The organism is Trinickia mobilis (genome assembly GCF_017315705.1).
Classification (GTDB): Bacteria; Pseudomonadota; Gammaproteobacteria; order Burkholderiales; family Burkholderiaceae; genus Trinickia_A; species Trinickia_A mobilis.
Genome location: NZ_JAFLRF010000011.1, coordinates 213,930 through 232,408, shown reverse-complemented (window position 1 = coordinate 232,408; position 18,479 = coordinate 213,930). Strand labels below are relative to the sequence as shown.

Sequence of the window (18,479 nt, the reverse complement as noted above, 5' to 3'; positions counted from 1 at the left end):
TTCCTCCAGTTCTCAAGCCGGCTTGGGCCGGCGTAGCGCGATATTACTGACCTTTGATTAGCCGAACAAGCGGTCGAAAATAGGCATTGCCAAGCTGCGGAATCCCGTGCTGAGTCCGTTTCGCGGCACTTCACGCGGACACTCGGCACGCCGCTTTCCGCCTGCGCTATTGCATCGCCCTCGCGCTATTTGAGCCCCACATACCAGAACTGCGTCGGCCCGAACGGATCGATCTTGAAGCCCGTGACGCCCTTGCGCAGCGGCTGATAGACCGTGGAATGCGCAATCGGCGTAAACGGCACTTGCTGCTTGAACAATTCCTGTGCCTGCGTGTAGTAATTCGTGCGCTCCGCCACGTCCGTGGTCGAGCGGCCCTTCTGGATCAGCTCTTCGAACGGCTTGTAGCACCACTTAGCGAAATTGCTGCCGTTCACCGCATCGCAGCCGAGCAGCACGCCGAGCCAGTTGTCGGGGTCGCCGTTGTCGCCGGTCCAGCCGATCAGGATCGCGTCGTGCTCGCTCGCGTGCGCGCGCTTGATGTACTCGCCCCACTCGTACGTGACGATCTTCGCCCGCACGCCGATCTTCGCCCAGTCCGCCTGGATCATCTCGGCCATCAGGCGCGCATTCGGGTTGTACGGGCGCTGCACCGGCATCGCCCACAGCGTGATGTCGAAGCCGTCCGGGTAGCCCGCCTTGGCGAGCATCGCCTTGGCCTTGTCGGGGTCGTAAGGCGCATCGCGCAGGCTCTTGTCGTAGGACCATTGCGTCGGCGGCATCGGGTTCGTCGCCGCCTGCCCCGCGCCCTGGTACACCGAATCGATGATCGCCTTCTTGTTGATCGCCATGTCGAGCGCCTGACGCACTTGGACGTTGTCGAGCGGCTTGTGCGTCACGTTGTAGGCGAGATAGCCGAGATTGAAGCCGACTTCGCTCGGCAGCTGCAAATCGGGATCGGTCTTCAGCGACGCAATGTCCTGCGGCCGCGGATAGCTCATCACCTGGCACTCGTTCTGCCGCAGCTTCTGCTCGCGCACGGCCGGATCGGTCGCGATCGAGAAGATCAGCTTGCCGACCTGCACGACACCCGGTTTCCAATAATCAGGATTGCCGTCGAAGCGGATCGTCGCGTCCTTCGTGTAGCTGCGGAAAATGAACGGCCCGGTGCCGACCGGATACGAATTGATATCGCCCGGCTTGCCGGCCTTCATCAACTGATCCACGTACTCGGCGGACAGGATCGATGCGAACGGCATCGCGATTTCCTGCAGGAACGGCGCGTTGACCGAGTTCAGCGTGAAGCGGACCGTGTACGGGTCGAGCTTCTCGATCTTCGAGATGCTCTTGTCGAGCCCCATGTCCGTGAAGTACGGGAGCGGCACCGGGTACGCCTTGTGGAACGGGTTGTTCGGATCGAACATCCGTTCGAACGTCAGCATCACGTCGTCGGCGTTGAATTCGCGGGTGGGGGTGAAGAACGAGGTCGTCTGGAACTTCACGCCATGGCGCAGATGGAACGTGTAGGTGAGGCCGTCCGGCGAGATGTCCCACGATTGAGCGAGTCCGGGCTCCACTTTCGTGCCGCCGTGCTGGAATTCGACGAGCCGGTTATAGACGGTGTAGGCCGCCGCGGTGAATTCGACGCTCGTCGTGTACTGCGCGGGGTCGAAGCCGGCGGGGCTGCCTTCGGAACAGTAGACGAGGGTTTTGCTGGGCAGCGGCGCCGCGCGGGACGGGGTCATCGAACTGCCGAGGAAAAGGCCGAAAGCCACGAGAAAAGCAGTCAGGCGCACAACAGACAGCCGACGATCTTTCGACATGACGCGCTCCTTTTAGTAACCGTTCTGGTTCGAGCGATGCGTTCAGCGACGTGATCGTAGCTTAGTCAATATTTTCCGTGGCGAAGACAGGGATTACGCCGATCTTACGAAGGACGGGCCGCGGCGGGGACGCCGCGACCCGGCCGGACGGCTCAAGCGCCCAGGCGCTGGCAAATCGCCTTGGTCGCCGTGGCGGCGTTGAGCGTGTAGAAATGCAGCCCCGGCACGCCCTGGTCGACGAGCCGCTGACACAATCCGGTCACGACATCGACCCCGAAGGCGCGAATCGCTTCCTTGTCGTCGCCGAAGCTTTCGAGCCGGCGGGCGATCCAGCGCGGCACTTCGGCGCCGCACATCTCCGAGAAGCGCATCAGTTGCGAGAAGTTCGTGATCGGCATGATGCCCGGCACGATCGGCACTTCGACGCCGAGCTTTTTCGCGTCGTCGACGAAGCGGAAGTACGCGTCTGCGTTGAAGAAATACTGCGTGATCGCCGAATTCGCGCCGGCCTTCACCTTGCGCGCGAAGTTCTCGAGATCGTGCTTCGGCGAGCGCGACTGAGGATGGTATTCCGGGTAGCCCGCCACTTCGATCCAGAACCAGTCGCCGTATTCCGCGCGAATGAAGCTCACGAGCTCCGACGCATAGCGCAGCTCGCCGACTTCGCCCATGCCCGAAGGCAGGTCGCCGCGCAGCGCGACGATATGACGGATGCCGTGCGCGCGGTACTGGTTGAGGATCGCGCGCAGGCTGTCCTTCGACGAGCCGATGCACGACAGGTGTGGCGCCGCCTCGAGGCCGTCGGCGGCCATGTCGAGGACGGTGTCGAGCGTGCCTTGCTGCGTCGAGCCGCCCGCGCCGAACGTGACGGACACGAACTTGGGCTTCAACAAAGCGAGCTGCGTGCGCGTGGCGCGCAGTTTGTCGATGCCTTCGGGTGTCTTCGGCGGGAAGAACTCGAATGAAATTTCGATCGGTTTCATGATGTGTGAATGGATCGGCCGCGACCGGCTCAGACGAGGTTGCGATTGCCGAAGATCAGCGCGGACAGCAGCCACGACACGATGCTGTAGAGGATCGAGCCGAAGAACGCCGCCCAGAAGCCGGACACTTCGAAGCCCTTCAAGAGCGACGCGCACAGCCAGAAGCACAGCGCGTTGATCACCAAGATGAAGAGGCCGAGCGTGAGGATCGTGACCGGCAGCGTCAGCACGATCAGGACGGGCCGGATGATCGAGTTGATGAGCCCGAGCACGAGCGCAATGATGAGTGCCGTGCCGAAGCTGCGGATGTGAATCGACGGCACGAGGTAGGTGATGATCAGAAGCGCGAGTGCGTTGATCACCCAAGTCAGCAGCCAAGTCATCGAAAGCTCCTTTTTAGCCCGGCACAATGAAGGCCGCCGCGCGCTGTGCGGCGCGCGGCGGCATCGGCAACGAACACCAAGCGGCTTGGCGCGGCGCATGATGCGCTCGCGCGTTGCCGGGTTCCTGCTTAGTAACGGTAGTGGTTCGGCTTGAACGGGCCGTTCTTGCCGACGCCGATGTAGCCGGCCTGCTCGTCCGACAGCACGGTCAGGTTGACGCCGATGCGCGCGAGGTGCAGACGCGCGACCTTCTCGTCCAGGTGCTTCGGCAGCACGTACACCTTGTTCTCGTACTGATTGCCGCGCGTGAACAGCTCGATTTGCGCGAGCGTCTGGTTCGCGAACGAGTTCGACATCACGAACGACGGGTGGCCCGTCGCGCAGCCCAGGTTCACGAGGCGGCCCTCGGCGAGCAGGATCACGCGCTTGCCGTCCGGGAAAATGATGTGGTCGACTTGCGGCTTGATGTTTTCCCACTGGTACTGGCGCGTCGACGCGACGTCGATTTCCGAATCGAAGTGGCCGATGTTGCAGACGATCGCGTTGTGGCGCATCGCCTTCATGTGATCGTGGTCGATCACGTGGTAGTTGCCGGTGGCCGTCACGAAGATGTCGGCCTTGTCGGCCGCGTACTCCATCGTCACGACGCGGTAGCCCTCCATCGCCGCCTGCAGCGCGCAGATCGGATCGATTTCGGTGACCCACACCGTTGCGCCCAGGCCGCGCAGCGATTGCGCGCAGCCCTTGCCCACGTCGCCGTAGCCTGCCACGACCGCGATCTTGCCGGCGATCATCACGTCGGTCGCGCGCTTGATGCCGTCGACGAGCGACTCGCGGCAGCCGTACAGGTTGTCGAACTTCGACTTCGTGACCGAATCGTTGACGTTGATGGCGGGGAACGGCAGGCGGCCGTCCTTCTCCATCTGATAGAGGCGGTGCACGCCGGTCGTCGTTTCCTCGGTGACGCCCTTCACTTGCGCGAGGCGCTTCGAGTACCACGTCGGATCGATTTCGAGGTGGCGTTCGATCGATTTGTAGAGCGCGACTTCTTCCTCGTTGGTCGGCTTGGCGATGACCGAGCGGTCTTTCTCCGCCTTCGAGCCGAGGATCAAGAGCAACGTGGCGTCGCCGCCGTCGTCGAGGATCATGTTCGCGAACTCGCCGTTCGGCCATTCGAAGATACGGTGCGAGAACTCCCAGTATTCGTCGAGCGATTCGCCCTTGAACGCGAACACCGGCGTGCCGCCCTTCGCGATTGCGGCGGCAGCGTGGTCTTGCGTCGAGAAGATGTTGCACGAGGCCCAGCGCACGTCCGCGCCGAGCGCCTTGAGCGTCTCGATCAGCACGGCCGTCTGGATCGTCATGTGGAGCGAGCCCGCGATGCGCGCGCCCTTCAGCGGCTGCTGCGCCTTGTACTCTTCGCGGATTTGCATGAGACCGGGCATTTCGGTCTCGGCGATGTTCAGTTCCTTGCGGCCCCAGTCGGCCAGCGACAGATCGGCAACGACGAAATCTTGAGTCTTGGAATCGTAAACGGCGGCGTTCATCACGCCCTCCTTTCTAAAAAGTTCTAGAAATTTAAGACGTGAGCGCCGTTCGATGGAGCCGGCAAGCGCGGTAAGTGCGTGCTTGCGGTCCGATTGAAGTGTCCGAGCCTGGCGGAGTGATCCGTCGCAACGCTCCTCGGAACGAAGCGCGATTGTAGCAAATGAAGACAGAGTTATGGGAGGTGTTTGGCAGGCAGCGCGCCGCGTTCAGCGCACGCTGCCCAAAGCGGTTCGCACCCTAAATTGGCAGGATCAACGGCAGCAGCGGGGCGATCACCACCATGACGATGCCCGTCATCATCATCGTCAGGCTCGCGACCACTCCTTCCTCTCCGCCAAGCTCGCGCGCCTTCGACATCCCGACCGCATGCGACGACGCCCCATACAGCGCGCCGCGCGCAAGCCGCGTCCTGGCCGGAATGAGCGCGAGCACCAGCTCGCCGAACAGCATGCCGCACATGCCGGTCGCGATCACGAACAACGCGGTCAATTCCTTGGGCGCATGGATCTTGTCGGAGACGGCGAGCGCGAACGGCGTCGAAACCGAGCGGGTCAGCAGGCTGCGCTGCAAATCCGGCGACAGGTGCAGCCATTTCGCGAGAATCAGCGAGCCGCCGACCGCCGCGATGATGCCGACCGTCACGCCCACCGCGAGCGAGAGCCAATGCCGCTTCATCAAGTCGCGGTAGTGATAGATGGGCACCGCGAACGCGACGGTCGCCGGGCCGAGCAGCCACAGCAGCCAGCGCGTGTCTTGAAAGTACACGGCATACGGAATGTGTTCGGCCACCAGGAGGCCGATTATCAGCACCGGCACGGCGATGAACGGCGCGGAATACGGCTTATTGTGGCTCGTGTACACACGCTTCATGCCGAAATACAGCGCGACGGTCAGGGCAAAGCAGCCGGCGGCAATCCACCGCGGCGGAACACCGGCAAAAAACGCAGAAGAAATCGTGTTCATGTTCGATACCCGGGCCGGCGCACTCGGCATTCAGTGCCCAGGCCCGCTCCATCAGTTGCGCGAATCCCGCGCAGCAAACGCCCGGCGCAACGCAAGCCGGCGCTCGAATCGCGCGGCCATATCGACCGCAAACGCCACGGCGACCATCACGCTCACCGTCCCGGCGACCACGACCAGCGCAATGCGCCAGCCGTCTTTCTCGAACAAGCCGCCGTATTTGACCGCCGCGATCGCCGCGGGGATGAAGAACAGCAGCATGTCGGACAACAACCAGTTAGCGCCGTCTTCGACCCAGCGAGTCGCGACGCCGCCGTACATCAACAAGACGAGCAACAGGCCCAACCCCGCCACACCGCCCGAAACGGGCAACCCGGTCCGGCGCACGATGAAATCGGCGACGAACCATACGGCTGCAATTGCGGCGGTTTGCAACGCGATCTTGCCGGCTCGCACCGCGACGCCGCCCAACCGCGTCGCTGCGAGGCTGATGGAACGACTGGGTGTCATGGCAGCAACCTTGTTTGATCTCACGCAGCAAGTATAGGAATCGCCAAAGTATAAATAAAATGACTTAGAATCATCGCTTTCATTCCAAATCGGAATTCAAAGGGAACCCGGCCATGGAACTCCGCGCGCTGCGCTATTTCGTGGAAGTCGTGCGCCAGCAGAGCTTCACCGTCGCCGCCGAGCGGATGTTCGTCACGCAGCCGACCATCAGCAAGATGGTCAAGGCGCTCGAAGACGAAATCGGCGCCCCGCTGCTGTTGCGCGAGGGCCGCCAGATGGTGCTGACCGACGAGGGCCGGATCGTCTTTCAGCGCGGCCAGGAGGTGCTCGCCGCGCAGGCGCAGTTGCAGGCCGAACTCGACGACGTCGGCACGCTCGGCCGCGGCGAGCTCGCCATCGGTATTCCGCCGATGGGCGGGTCGCTCTTCACGCCGACCATCGCCGAGTTCCGCCGGCGCTATCCGAAGATCGAGCAGAAGCTCTTCGAGCACGGGTCGCGAGCGATCGAGGCGGCGCTCATCGCGGGCGAATTGGAACTCGGCGGCGTGCTGCAGCCGGTCGACCCGAATACGTTCGACGTGCTGCCGATGACTAACCAATTGCTCTGGATCGTCGCGCGCCGCGGCTCGCGCTGGGACGACGCGCAAAGCGTGCCGCTCTCCGATCTTGCGCGCGAGCCCTTCGTCTTCTACAACGAGAGCTTGACGCTCAACGATGTGGTCACCGAGGCGTGCCGCAAGATCGGCTTCACGCCCGCGATCGTCGGCCGCAGCAGTCACTGGGATTTCATGGCGGCGCTCGTGCATGCGGGCGTCGGCATCGCGCTGTTGCCGGCGCCGTATTGCAAGCGGCTCGACACGGCGCATTTCACGTGCCGGCCCGTCGTCGAGCCGGAGATTCAATGGCAGATGGCCGTCGGCTGGCGCAAGAACGGCTACCTGTCGCACGCGGCCCGCGCGTGGCTCGCGGTCGCGCGCGAGACGCTGCCCGGCCAGCCCGGCGACGACTTCGCCTTCACGCGCTCGCGCAGGCTCACCGGTACGCCGGAAGACTGAGCGCTGCCGCCGGTGTGACGCGCCGCCGCGCTGAAATCGGCCGCGCGCTCGCCGATCATCACGGCCGGCGCGTCGGTATTGCCGCCGATGAGCGGCGCGGCGCGGCAAGAGCGATTCCTCTAAACGGATCGCGCGGCGCAAACCTATCATGCAAGGGCAATCAGGAGACGTCATGAACGACCCCCACGCTCACTTGCGCTCGCTGCCTCCCAAGGAAGGCATCCTGTCCTCGCAAGCCCCTGCGGCAACGCACGAAGTCACGAACCAGGTTCCGCCGCTCGAAAACTACAACTTCTTCGAAAGCGATACGGCCCTCGTCGCGGCGGTCGAGCGTGAGGGTGCGGGCTGGCACCGGGCCGCGCTGTCGATCGACGGTGCGACGCTCGGCGAGCCCGCAACGCTCGCGCTCGCCGGCGCCGCGAACCGTCACGAGCCGGAACTCTTCACGTTCAGCCCGCGCGGCGAACGCATCGACGCGCTCGAATTCCACCCGAGCTGGCACCAGCTGCTCGTGCTCTTGCGCCGCGAAGGCCTGCACGCGCTGCCCTTCGAACAACCGCAGCCGGGCGCGATGCCCGCGCGCTGCGCCGGCTACTTTCTGCACGCGCAGCTCGAATCCGGCTCGCTGTGTCCGCTGACGATGACCTTCGCGAGCATCCCCGTTCTGCAACGCGAGCCGGCGCTCTACGCAGCATTGCGCGACAAGCTGTTGTCGCGCGAACACGATCCGCGCGACATCCCGCTCGCGCAAAAGCGCTCGATGATGGTCGGCATGGGGATGACGGAGAAGCAAGGCGGGTCGGATGTGCGCAGCAATCAGACGCGCGCCCATGCGGTGCAGCACGCGGGCCGCGGCGCGGAGTACCGGCTCGTCGGCCACAAGTGGTTCTTCTCCGCGCCGCAGTGCGACGCGCACCTCGTGCTCGCACGCACCGATACGCACGAGGGACTGTCGTGCTTCTTCGTCCCGCGTTTCGCACCGGACGGCACGAAGAACGCCGTCCGGATCCAGCGCTTGAAGGACAAGCTCGGCAACCGCTCGAACGCGAGCAGTGAAGTCGAGTTCCTCGACGCATACGGCGTGATGATCGGCGAAGAAGGACGCGGCGTGCCGACCATCATCGAAATGGCGAACTACACGCGGCTCGATTGCGTGATCGGCAGCGCCGCGCTGATGCGTGCGGCGCTCGTGCAGGCGATCCATCACACGCGCCATCGCGTCGCGTTCGGCAAGCGGCTTGTCGAACAGCCGCTGATGTCAAACGTGCTGGCCGATCTCGCGCTCGAATCCGAAGCGGCGACCGTGCTCTTCATGCGACTCGCGCGCGCTTTCGATTCCGACCCGGCCACCGCGTCGCCGGAGGATCGCGCATGGCGGCGCATCGTCACGCCTGCCGCGAAGTTCTGGGTCTGCAAGCGCGCGCTCGAATTCACGGGCGAGGCGATGGAAGTGTGGGGCGGCAACGGTTATGTCGAGGAGGGTCCGATGGCGCGCTTTTATCGCGAGGCGCCCGTCAATTCGATCTGGGAAGGCTCGGGCAACGTGATGTGTCTCGACGTGCTGCGCGGCATCGAGCGCGATCCGGAAGGCTCGCAGGCATTGCTTGCATCGTGGCTTGCCGACGCGCAGGGTCATGCCGCATTGCGTGCCTCGCTCGAACGGCTCGCCGCGACGCTCGCCGCCGCGTCCGACACGCGCGAACCGCTCGCGCGGCGCACCGCGCAGCAACTCGTGCTCGCCGCGCAAGCGGTGCTGTTGCTGCGCCATGCGCCTGCGCCAGTCGCCGACGCGTTCATCTCCACGCGCCTTGCAGACAGCCCATGCGGCCGCGTCTACGGCACGCTGCCTGCGACGTTCGACCATGCGGCGATCGTCGCGCGCGCGTTTTAGGCATCATGAAAAACGATCTGCCTGGCTATGCCGCGCTCCAAGCGTTGTGGCGCGAGCAGCGGCAAGCGCAATGGCTGACGCCGTTTCCTTCGTGGGAAGCGCGCTCGTCGCACTTGAAGGCGTTGCGCGCGATGCTGCTCGACAATCGCGATGCGCTCGCTGCAGCGGTCTGCGCCGATTTCGGCAATCGCGCGAAAGAGGAAGTGCTGCTGTCAGAGATCTTTCTCGCGAAAAACGAGATCGACGCCGCGCTCAACGCTGCACGAGACGATTTCCGGCGGCGTGGCGGTCAACGAAACGCTGATGCACATCGCGTGCGACGACCTGCCGTTCGGCGGCGTCGGCGCGAGCGGAATGGGCGCGTACCACGGCTACGACGGCATCGTGACGTTCTCGAAGATGAAGCCGGTGCTCACGCAATCGCGCGTCAATGCGCGCGCGCTGATCGCACCGCCCCACGGGCGGCGCTTTCACGCGATTCTGAAATTCATGATGAAGCGGTAGCGGTATGGGCGAATCGCGGCTCAGTTCGCGTCTCTCGCCCACGCTTCGATTTCGTCGGTATCCCAGCGGCCGAGCCGGGTGGCCTCGGCGAGCATGCCTAGCGTGATGGGGACCAACGGGGAAGGCCGAAAGCGCTTGGCGAATATTCCCAGCAAGGCCCCAAGGAGATCAGAGCTTTCGGGCCCAAAGTACCGGTTGTAGGGAAACTCGGTTACCGCAATGCCAAATGTCGTCAGCCACTTATCGATGAATTCGATAGCGTCGATGCCCGTTATCTGAACATCTTCTTCGAGCCGCGTTGCGGGCGTGAGCGTTAATCGACCTCCAAAAAGCGGCTTGCCGAACTCCTCTCGCGCAAACGCTTCGATTCGAACCCAAGTATCGTCTTCCATCAAAACACCCGATCTTCAGGTCGAACAATTCGGTTATATGAACGCACTGTGTTCGACGCAATGATGAATGCGTCAGCCGCGAGCATTACGGTACCCACCACCGGTATCGTCCGCCCGACGAATGCACCGAGACTCCGTGTAAGAGAGATCCGAAGAAAACCATTAGCTCCTCGAATAATCGTCGGTAAGCGGTGTTGCAATTTCTGACGGAACAAATTGCGCGACACCATTGATAGAACTGAAGTTCCTTCCGTAGCGCCTGCAACCTTTCCACTGACGGGCAAAGCTCGCTCCCCGAGCAAAATTGCCGACGCCGCCGCAAGATCGGTCAGCCCCAACTCCTTTCGTGTCTCTTCCATTGCGATGAAAAAGAACAACTCGCCCGGCTTCAGGTCACGATAGTGAAAATACGTATAACGGTTGTCGCTCATACTTATCTTTCAGCCCCCAGAGGTAAACGAGCGCTGAATGTATCAAGCGATGATCCGGACACATCTCAAATTCGAATCGCCTCACCCGCCGGCGAAGCCCGCTAAACCGCCCAGAGCGGCCCCTCCTGCATCGCCCCGATCTGCTCGCGCAACTCGAGCACGCGCTCTTCCCAGTAGCGCTGCGTGTTGAACCACGGAAACGCGGCGGGAAACGCCGGATCGTCCCAGCGCCGCGCGAGCCATGCCGCGTAGTGAATGAGCCGCAGCGTGCGCAGCGCCTCCACCAGATGCAGCTCGCGCGGCTCGAATTCGCAGAAGTCCTCGTAGCCCGCCAGCAGATCGGCAAGCGCGCGCGACGCGTCGGCGCGGCCGCCCGGCAGCAGCAGCCACAAGTCCTGCACGGCGGGGCCCATGCGGCTGTCGTCGAAGTCGACGAAATGCGGACCGGCGTCGGTCCAGAGCACATTGCTCGGATGGCAGTCGCCGTGCAGGCGCAACTGGCGCACATCGCCCGCGCGCTCGAAGGCGCGCTCGACACCTTCCAGCGCCAGCGTCACCGCCGCCTCGTACGGCGCGCGCACGTCGAGCGGGACGAAATCGCTGGCTAGCAGATAGTCGCGCGGCTCGTAGCCGAACGCCTGGATATCGAGCGCCGGCCGCGCGACATACGGCTCGCTCGCCCCAACCGCGTGTATGCGGCCGATGAAGCGTCCGAGCCATTCGAGCGTGTCGCGCCGGTCGATCTCGGGCGCGCGGCCGCCGCGCCGCTCGAAGATCGCGAAGCGAAAGCCGTCGAATTCGTGGAGCGTTTGCCCGTCCGTTACGCGTGGCGGCACCGCGGGAATCTCGCGCGCAGCGAGTTCGCCGACGAACGCGTGCTCTTCGAGAATCGCTTCGTTCGACCAGCGCTGCGGCCGGTAAAACTTCGCGATCACGGGCGGACCGTCTTCGACGCCCACTTGGTACACGCGGTTTTCGTAGCTGTTGAGCGGGAGCAGGCGCCCGTCGGTGCGCACGCCGGTGTCGATGAGCACGCTGTCGACGGCGTCGAGCACGCATTCGGGCGTGAGCCGGGTGAACGGATGGGCGGCCGCGCCGCGATCGGCGGGTTCGCCGTCCGCTTCGGAGGAGGGATCGAAATTGGCGTCGTTCATGCCCGCATTGTGCCGCATGAGCGCGCTTGCCATCACGCGCGCCGCCGCACAAGCAGGCAAAAAGACCTTAAAGCCCTACATTCAATGCATCAATTCCGAAGCCGGCCGCACGAGGTCGCCGGTGTCGATCAGATCTTCCAAAAAGAACGGTTCAGTGTTGAGTTGCAGCGACGCGCCGGGCTCGCCGGCATACCAGACCACCATCGCCATGTCCCCGAGAATACGCATCACAATGCCGCGCGCGCCTGCAGGCACGGCAATATGCCCGGACCGGACGATCGAACCGACTTGCATGATATTTCCCCCGTTCTATGTTGCCGGCAAAGCCAGAGCGAACTGCCCTGGCGGTCAAACGGCGCGACGGACAAGCCGTTGCGCGTGCATCTAATTGTTCCCGCACTAACGGATGCGGGAAAGCCAAAGCTAATAGTACAAATGCCTCTACTTCCCGTGATCGCGCTTACGAATGCCTGACTGCGTTTCGATGGAAACCGCTCAGCCACCGCAGCGTTGCATGGGACCGGAGCGGCACCATGATAAACCGCCGCGCATATGTCATTCGAAATGGCGCTGCATGAAGTCCCTTGCCGCTTCATCGAAGCCATGACGGCACGGCGAACGCACGGGGCTACGTAACCGCAGTTTGCGCGAACCCGTGGTGCATGGATGAAAGGCGAACGCAAGTGTAAGCACACGCCGCGCGAGCCGTTGAACGATTGGCAGCATTGCCCTGCAGGCCGCGCCGCACGGGGCTTTCCGCTATAGGAGGCGATGCCGCGCAGCGCCGCTCACTACCCGGCACCGCTCGATTCGCCTCCTATACTCAGTTAATGCAGACGGGTCGCCTGGCGCGACGCAACGTCTGCGCGGTTCACCGGGCTTGCCCGGCACACACGACGAGCCAACGGCCATTAGAGCTTTGCATGGGACAAGGAGACACAGCATGACGACCTACTTCACCATCGGCGATTTCATCCTGGTCATTCCGATGGCGCTTGCCGGCGCACTCTTTCTCGGTGCGCTGCCGACGTCGTCCGCATTCAAGCACAACGCGCTGCGCGTGCTAGGCGCGCTGCTCGGCGCGGCCTTCGCGGTGGTGCTGGTCGAAGGACTTCCTGTTCTCATGTAGCGCTTGCTTCGCGAGCGCTTCGCACGCCTGACATCCGTCAGGCCGCTTGCGCCTTCTCGAAGGTCGGCACCGGCCGTCGTCAGCGACGCCGGTGCGCCTCATTTGCCTCGACGCGCGCGGTTCAAATCGCCTGATCGGTCGACGGTTTTTCCCACAGATTGATGCCGCCCTCGGTGGCGTAGCGATCGATTTCCGCCAGTTCCTCTTGCGTGAACGCGAGGTTCTTCAGCGCTCCGACGTTCTCCCGCACCTGCTCCGGCTTGCTCGCGCCGATCAGCGCCGAGGTCACGCGCGAATCGCGCAGCACCCACGCGAGCGCCATTTGCGCGAGGCTCTGGCCGCGCCGCTCGGCAATCGCGTTGAGCTTGCGCACGTGCTCGATGTTCTCAGCGCTCAGATGGCCCTGCTGCAGCGAACCGCCGCCCGGCTTGTTGATGCGAGCATCGGCAGGCGCGCCGTTCAGGTACTTCGCGGTCAGAAGCCCTTGCGCCAGCGGCGTGAACGCGATGCTGCCCGCGCCCACGTCATCGAGCGTGTCGAGCAGCTCGCTCTCGATCCAGCGGTTGAGCATGTTGTACGCCGGCTGATGAATCAGGAGCGGCACCTTGTGTTCGCGCAACAGCTTCGCCATCTCGCGCGTCTTCGCGGCCGAATACGACGAGATGCCGATGTAGAGCGCCTTGCCCTGCTGTACGGCGGTCGCGAGCGCGCCAGCCGTTTCTTCGAGCGGCGTATCGGCGTCGAAGCGGTGCGAGTAGAAGATGTCGACGTAATCGAGCCCCATGCGCGTCAAGCTCTGGTCGAGGCTGGCGAGCACATATTTGCGCGAACCGCCGCCTTGGCCGTACGGGCCGGGCCACATGTCCCAGCCGGCCTTCGACGAGATCAAGAGCTCGTCGCGATACGGCTTGAAATCGTCTTTGAAGAGCCGCCCGAAATTGGTTTCGGCGCTCCCGTACGGCGGACCGTAGTTGTTCGCGAGATCGAAGTGCGTGATGCCCAGATCGAACGCCGTACGCAGGATGTCGCGTTGCGTCGAGAGCGGCGCCGTGTCGCCGAAGTTGTGCCACAACCCGAGCGAAAGTGCCGGCAGCTTGAGCCCCGACTTGCCGCACACGCGGTACTGCATGTCCGTATAGCGTTCCGTTGCTGCTTCGTAGGCCATGTGAATCCTCGATGAAAGCGTGGAAGAATGCACGGCCTCGCCCGGCCGCCCAACCGGGTATGTTAGCTAAACGCGTCTGTCCGTGCTGACGGCAGCAAAGAGCCCGGATAGTGGGATCCAGCGCGCTGCGGTCCGCCTGAATGCCGCAATCGAGGCGCCGGGCACCGCCCGCGCAAGGGATGGACGATGCCATGCAGGTCTCATACACTGCCGCGTCCGCGTTTTTATCGATGGGGGATTCTTATGATCAAGGCGATTTCGCTCGCGCTGATCGTCGGCGGCGTCGTACTGCTGTATTTCGGCGGGCAATCGTTTCACTCGTTTGCCAACGACATGTCGCGCGTGTTCACCGGCGCGCCGACCAACAAGACGATCATGCTGATCGCGGGCGGTATCGTCGCGACGGTGGCCGGGCTGATCGGCCTCGCATCGTCATCGGGCAAGCATTGACGCGGACGTACCGGGCAGCGGCGCACAAGAGCGGTGCGGGTGGATCGAGCAGCGCCGCCGAGGTCGCCAACACCGCCGCCGGCGCCCCGCTTGCCGCCGCTCTTAAAGCGCCACTTCGGGTTTCGACGCCGAGCGCGAACCCGGCAGCGGCACGTTGCTCGCGCCGTGATACGTGAAGACGAGCGAAAACTTCACGTCGTCGGACAAGTTCTGTCCCGCCGAATGCAGCGTATTGCAGTGGAATAGGACGACGTCGCCCGGCTGCAGCTCAGGCGACACGGCCGTATGAATCAGCGCCTGATTCTCGGGCAGATCGGAGCGGAAAAACTTCGCCTCGTCGAAGCGATCGGAAGTGAACGCGACGCTGTGCGAACCCGGCACGAACCATAAACCACCGTTGCTCACGGCCTCGGGTCCGAGCGCAAGCCACGTCGAAACCAGATCATCTCGCTCGAACGACCAGTAGCGCGCATCGCGGTGCCAGCCGGTCAGGCTGCCGTAGCGCGGGTGCTTGGTCATCAGGCAGTTGTGATGCGCGCGCGACAGGCGCGGCTCCTCGCCGAAATAGAGCTCCATCCAGCCCTTGATTTCGGGCGCCGTCGCCCACTCGCGCAAGAGCGCATGACGCACATAGGCGTCGAGCAGACGCCGCACCGTGTGGCCGCCCGGCGCCTCTTTCGAGTCCGGCGCGCCCGGATAGCGCAAATCGGCCTCGAATTCGAGCGGCGCGGCCGCTTCTTCGAGCTGCTGCTGCGCCAGCGCCCTGAGCGCGGCGCACCGCTCGGGCGAAACGAGTCCCGGCACGACCACGAAGCCGCGTTCCCGCAGCAATTGCACCTGTTCCTTTTTTGAATGCTCTGGCATGAGGCGTTCCGTTCTACGCAGGTTGACGTTTTGGTGAATGGATCGATTGTAAAACGGGCATGATCGGCGCGCGCGCACTGCACGGTGCAGGAGCATCGATGCACGCAATTTGTTCACAACTTCCGTGAAAACAATGCGATCTTTCTCCGTAAAAACCCCTAACCTCAGTTGGAGCACTGAGACTTTCGCGCGTCACGATTCGCGTGTAGTCTGCACCGATGTCGATTGTCTCCCCTTTCTGCGAGCGGTCCGCCGGAATCGCCGCCGCGTCGGGCCTCGATTCGGGCCACGACGTCCCGCGTGCTGGCACATATGCTGCTGCGTCTAGCCTGCCGCCGCCCACGTCCCGCGACGCCCTTCCCCTTTCGCTCGAACCATGCACACTCGTCTGACTACCCGTATCAAGCGCGTCGCCTTGAAGGCGGCCCGCCCCGCACGACGCCAGATCGTGCGCGCGCTGCGCCATCACGCGGCGCGCACCCGCCAGCTCGCGCAACAACGGCAGGCCTGGTCGGCCGACGGCTTCCGCGCCTGGTTCCAAACGCTCTTCTCGATCCTGCGCATGCGCGCCGGCGCGCGTCCGTTCTCGCGCTTCTCGCTGCGCACGCTGCTGCCCAAGCCGCCGGTGACGCTCCATGCGCTGACTTCGCGCCGCACGCCGGACGGCTCGCTGCACGGCGCGAACCGCCGTCCGCGCCGCCTCGCGGCCAGCGCCGGCTGGTTCGCGTTCGCTGCGCGCTGACGCTGGCGCTGATCAGGTCGTAGAAAAAGAAAACCCCGGCGCAAGCACCGGGGTTTTTTGATCGACTGCGTTCGCGCCATTCAACCCAGGCGCGTGACTCCGAACAGCCTCAGGCCACCGCGGCCACGGCTTCCGTGCCAGCGGCTTCGGCGAGTGCCAGCGCCTTGTCGGTCGCTTCCCACGAGAATTCCGGCTCTTCGCGGCCGAAGTGGCCGTAGGCCGCGGTCTTTTCGTAGACCGGGCGCAGCAGGTCGAGCATCTGGATGATGCCCTTCGGACGCAGGTCGAAGTGCTCACGCACGAGACGGGTGATCGTCGCATCGGACACGCGGCCCGTGCCGAACGTGTTGACCATCACCGACGTCGGCTGCGCGACACCGATCGCGTAGGACACTTGAATCAGGCAGCGCGACGCGAGGCCGGCGGCCACGATGTTCTTCGCGACGTAGCGGCCGGCGTAAGCGGCCGAGCGGTCCACCTTCGACGGATCCTTGCCCGAGAACGCGCCGCCGCCGTGCGGAGCCGCGCCGCCGTACGTATCGACGATGATCTTCCGGCCCGTCAGACCGCAATCGCCTTGCGGGCCGCCGATCACGAACCGGCCGGTCGGGTTCACGAGGAACTTGATGTCGCCCTTGACGAGTTCAGCCGGCAGCGTCGGCTTGATGACTTCTTCGATCACCGCTTCGCGCAGCGTCGACAGTTCGATGTCCGGCGAGTGCTGCGTGGACAGCACGACGGTGTCAATCGAATGCGGCTTGCCGTCGACGTAGCGGACCGTGACCTGCGACTTCGCGTCCGGACGCAGCCAGGGCAGGCGGCCGTCGCGGCGCAGGCTCGCCTGGCGCTCGACCAGACGGTGCGACAGGTGGATCGGCAGCGGCATCAGCTCGGGCGTTTCGTCGCAGGCGAAGCCGAACATCAGGCCTTGGTCGCCGGCGCCTTGATCGAGATTGTTGTCGTGCGCGCGGTCGACGCCCTGGGCGATGTCCGGCGATTGCTTGTCGTAGGCCACGAGCACCGCACAGCCCTTGTAGTCGATGCCGTAGTCGGTGTTGTCGTAGCCGATGCGCTTGATCGTATCGCGCGCGACCTGGATGTAGTCGACGTTCGCCGTCGTGGTGATCTCACCGGCGAGCACGACGAGACCCGTGTTGCACAGCGTTTCGGCGGCAACGCGCGAGTATTTGTCTTGGGAAAGGATTGCGTCGAGGATCGCGTCCGAGATCTGGTCGGCGACCTTGTCGGGATGGCCTTCGGAAACGGATTCAGAGGTGAAGAGATAGTCGTTTGCCACTTTGCAGACTCCATGGTTACGGTTGTTTTTCACGTAGCCAGCTTCGGGAGCCTGAAGCGGCGACGCTTTAGCGGATTTCCTGGACCGTCCGGACGTTCGATATGCGTCCGGCGGCTTCGCCCCGCAAGTTGTCTATTAACTCGGCGAATTCCGTATTATAGCGTCTTCTCAGAATTGTCACAGGGCGTGCACGCGTGCAGTATCCTCATTTCGTTTTGGCGTCACTTCATCAACCCATGGCGGGCGGACTCTCCGCACGCTTTCAGGCCGTCAACGGAGCCGTGGGATGCTAGGCCGGCTCGGGAGCAAACTCGGCATCGCGCTGCTTAAGTTTCTCGCCATCCTCCCTTACGGGTTCGTCGCGCGCCTCGGCGACGGGCTCGGCTGGCTGCTCTACCAGATCCCCAGCCGGCGCCGCCGCATCGTCCACATCAACCTGAAGCTGTGCTTTCCCGAGTGGAGCGACGAAAAGCGCGAAGACATCGCGCAAAAGCACTTCCGGCACGCGATTCGCAGCTACGTCGAGCGCAGCGTCCAGTGGTTCGGCTCGTTGAAGAAGATGGAGAAGCTGGTGCAGGTCGATAGCGAAGTCGACCTGACCGATCCCGACATGCCGCCTACGCTGCTGCTCGGTCTCCACTTCGTCGGCATCGAGGCAGGCTCGGTCTTCATCAATCACGCGCTGCGGCGCCGGTGCGGCGCGCTCTATCAGCCGATGAAGAATCAGGAGCTCGATGAAATCGCCAAGCAGGCGCGCGGCCGTTTCGGCGCCGACATGGCAAGCCGCGCCGACAGCGCGCGCGTCGTGCTGCGCTGGCTGCGCGAGCGCAAGCCGGTCATGCTCGGCGCCGACATGGACTACGGCATGCGCAATTCCACTTTCGTGCCGTTCTTCGGAATTCCCACTTGCACGCTGACCGCCGTCGGCCGGTTCGCCAAGGTGGGACACGCACAGGTCCTCCCGTTCATCGGCGAAGTACTGCCGAACTACAAGGGCTACCGGCTCAAGGTCTTCAAGCCGTGGGACCACTACCCGAGCGGCGACGACGACACCGACGCGCGCCGGATGAACGCGTTTCTAGAGGAGCAGATTCCGCGGATCGTCGAGCAGTATTACTGGGTGCACAAGCGCTTCAAGACCCGCCCGGAGGGCGAGCCGGGCTTCTATTGATGCCCGTTTCGCAGCCGATTTAGACGCCGA

The 18,479-nt window shown here is 63.8% G+C and carries 19 protein-coding genes, 1 pseudogene and 1 riboswitch; of the genes and pseudogenes, 7 read left to right on the top strand and 13 right to left on the bottom strand.

Annotated elements, in window-relative coordinates; genetic code table 11:
* Window positions 1-185: 185 nt before the first annotated feature.
* From J3489_RS17845 to J3489_RS17820, 6 genes are all read right to left on the bottom strand, one after another.
* On the bottom strand, window positions 186-1,820 hold the full coding sequence (locus J3489_RS17845) for an ABC transporter substrate-binding protein (protein ID WP_207000151.1): 1,635 nt from the start codon (window positions 1,818-1,820) through the stop codon (window positions 186-188).
* Window positions 1,821-1,972: 152 nt separating this feature from the next.
* Window positions 1,973-2,803, bottom strand: a complete 831-nt coding sequence (metF, locus tag J3489_RS17840; RefSeq protein WP_207000149.1) for a methylenetetrahydrofolate reductase [NAD(P)H] — start codon at window positions 2,801-2,803, stop codon at window positions 1,973-1,975.
* A gap of 29 nt (window positions 2,804-2,832) precedes the next feature.
* Window positions 2,833-3,186, bottom strand: a complete 354-nt coding sequence (locus J3489_RS17835; RefSeq protein ID WP_207000147.1) for a phage holin family protein — start codon at window positions 3,184-3,186, stop codon at window positions 2,833-2,835.
* 128 nt (window positions 3,187-3,314) lie between these two features.
* Window positions 3,315-4,733, bottom strand: a complete 1,419-nt coding sequence (ahcY, locus tag J3489_RS17830) for an adenosylhomocysteinase (RefSeq protein WP_207000146.1) — start codon at window positions 4,731-4,733, stop codon at window positions 3,315-3,317.
* Window positions 4,734-4,766: 33 nt separating this feature from the next.
* Window positions 4,767-4,877: riboswitch (S-adenosyl-L-homocysteine riboswitch) on the bottom strand.
* Between the two features lie 94 nt (window positions 4,878-4,971).
* Window positions 4,972-5,697, bottom strand: a complete 726-nt coding sequence (locus J3489_RS17825) for an LrgB family protein (RefSeq protein ID WP_207000144.1) — start codon at window positions 5,695-5,697, stop codon at window positions 4,972-4,974.
* Between the two features lie 51 nt (window positions 5,698-5,748).
* Window positions 5,749-6,204 carry a CidA/LrgA family protein gene (locus tag J3489_RS17820; RefSeq protein WP_207000142.1) on the bottom strand — a complete coding sequence of 152 codons (456 nt, stop codon included), beginning with the start codon at window positions 6,202-6,204 and terminating at the stop codon, window positions 5,749-5,751.
* A gap of 113 nt (window positions 6,205-6,317) precedes the next feature.
* On the opposite strand from J3489_RS17820, the gene J3489_RS17815 reads away from it, so the two are divergent.
* The 3 genes and pseudogenes from J3489_RS17815 to J3489_RS17805 form a co-directional block, all read left to right on the top strand.
* Window positions 6,318-7,259, top strand: a complete 942-nt coding sequence (locus J3489_RS17815) for a LysR family transcriptional regulator (RefSeq protein ID WP_207000140.1) — start codon at window positions 6,318-6,320, stop codon at window positions 7,257-7,259.
* A 172-nt stretch (window positions 7,260-7,431) separates the two neighbouring features.
* Entirely contained in the window at window positions 7,432-9,150 is a 1,719-nt protein-coding gene (locus J3489_RS17810; protein ID WP_207000138.1) for an isovaleryl-CoA dehydrogenase, read from the top strand.
* A gap of 264 nt (window positions 9,151-9,414) precedes the next feature.
* Window positions 9,415-9,654 (top strand): annotated as a pseudogene (locus J3489_RS17805) (coniferyl aldehyde dehydrogenase); the annotation flags it as partial.
* A gap of 20 nt (window positions 9,655-9,674) precedes the next feature.
* Here J3489_RS17805 and J3489_RS17800 read toward each other — a convergent pair.
* From J3489_RS17800 to J3489_RS17785, 4 genes are all read right to left on the bottom strand, one after another.
* Window positions 9,675-10,046 carry a DUF1493 family protein gene (locus J3489_RS17800; RefSeq protein ID WP_207000191.1) on the bottom strand — a complete coding sequence of 124 codons (372 nt, stop codon included), beginning with the start codon at window positions 10,044-10,046 and terminating at the stop codon, window positions 9,675-9,677.
* Window positions 10,046-10,477, bottom strand: a complete 432-nt coding sequence (locus tag J3489_RS17795) for an STM2901 family protein (RefSeq protein WP_207000137.1) — start codon at window positions 10,475-10,477, stop codon at window positions 10,046-10,048. Before J3489_RS17795 ends, J3489_RS17800 begins: the two co-directional genes overlap by 1 nt.
* A gap of 101 nt (window positions 10,478-10,578) precedes the next feature.
* Entirely contained in the window at window positions 10,579-11,631 is a 1,053-nt protein-coding gene (locus J3489_RS17790; protein ID WP_207000190.1) for a serine/threonine protein kinase, read from the bottom strand.
* A gap of 81 nt (window positions 11,632-11,712) precedes the next feature.
* Window positions 11,713-11,925: a hypothetical protein gene (locus J3489_RS17785; protein WP_207000135.1), complete on the bottom strand. Its 213-nt coding sequence runs from the start codon at window positions 11,923-11,925 to the stop codon at window positions 11,713-11,715.
* A 649-nt stretch (window positions 11,926-12,574) separates the two neighbouring features.
* On the opposite strand from J3489_RS17785, the gene J3489_RS17780 reads away from it, so the two are divergent.
* Window positions 12,575-12,760, top strand: coding sequence for a hypothetical protein (locus J3489_RS17780; protein WP_207000133.1), 186 nt, complete (start codon window positions 12,575-12,577; stop codon window positions 12,758-12,760).
* Window positions 12,761-12,881: 121 nt separating this feature from the next.
* Here the strand turns inward: J3489_RS17780 and mgrA are convergent, their stop codons facing one another.
* Window positions 12,882-13,925, bottom strand: coding sequence for an L-glyceraldehyde 3-phosphate reductase (gene mgrA, locus J3489_RS17775; RefSeq protein ID WP_207000131.1), 1,044 nt, complete (start codon window positions 13,923-13,925; stop codon window positions 12,882-12,884).
* A 243-nt stretch (window positions 13,926-14,168) separates the two neighbouring features.
* Here mgrA and J3489_RS17770 point away from each other — a divergent pair, with 243 nt between their 5' ends.
* Window positions 14,169-14,375 carry a DUF3185 family protein gene (locus J3489_RS17770; RefSeq protein WP_207000128.1) on the top strand — a complete coding sequence of 69 codons (207 nt, stop codon included), beginning with the start codon at window positions 14,169-14,171 and terminating at the stop codon, window positions 14,373-14,375.
* 102 nt (window positions 14,376-14,477) lie between these two features.
* Here the strand turns inward: J3489_RS17770 and J3489_RS17765 are convergent, their stop codons facing one another.
* Window positions 14,478-15,239 carry a phytanoyl-CoA dioxygenase family protein gene (locus J3489_RS17765; protein ID WP_207000126.1) on the bottom strand — a complete coding sequence of 254 codons (762 nt, stop codon included), beginning with the start codon at window positions 15,237-15,239 and terminating at the stop codon, window positions 14,478-14,480.
* A 376-nt stretch (window positions 15,240-15,615) separates the two neighbouring features.
* Between J3489_RS17765 and J3489_RS17760 the strand changes: the two genes are divergently transcribed.
* Entirely contained in the window at window positions 15,616-15,981 is a 366-nt protein-coding gene (locus tag J3489_RS17760) for a hypothetical protein (RefSeq protein ID WP_207000124.1), read from the top strand.
* A 109-nt stretch (window positions 15,982-16,090) separates the two neighbouring features.
* Here the strand turns inward: J3489_RS17760 and metK are convergent, their stop codons facing one another.
* Window positions 16,091-17,278 carry a methionine adenosyltransferase gene (gene metK / locus J3489_RS17755; RefSeq protein ID WP_207000122.1) on the bottom strand — a complete coding sequence of 396 codons (1,188 nt, stop codon included), beginning with the start codon at window positions 17,276-17,278 and terminating at the stop codon, window positions 16,091-16,093.
* Window positions 17,279-17,432: 154 nt separating this feature from the next.
* Here metK and J3489_RS17750 point away from each other — a divergent pair, with 154 nt between their 5' ends.
* Window positions 17,433-18,449, top strand: a complete 1,017-nt coding sequence (locus J3489_RS17750) for a lipid A biosynthesis lauroyl acyltransferase (RefSeq protein ID WP_309491385.1) — start codon at window positions 17,433-17,435, stop codon at window positions 18,447-18,449.
* Window positions 18,450-18,479: the final 30 nt, after the last annotated feature.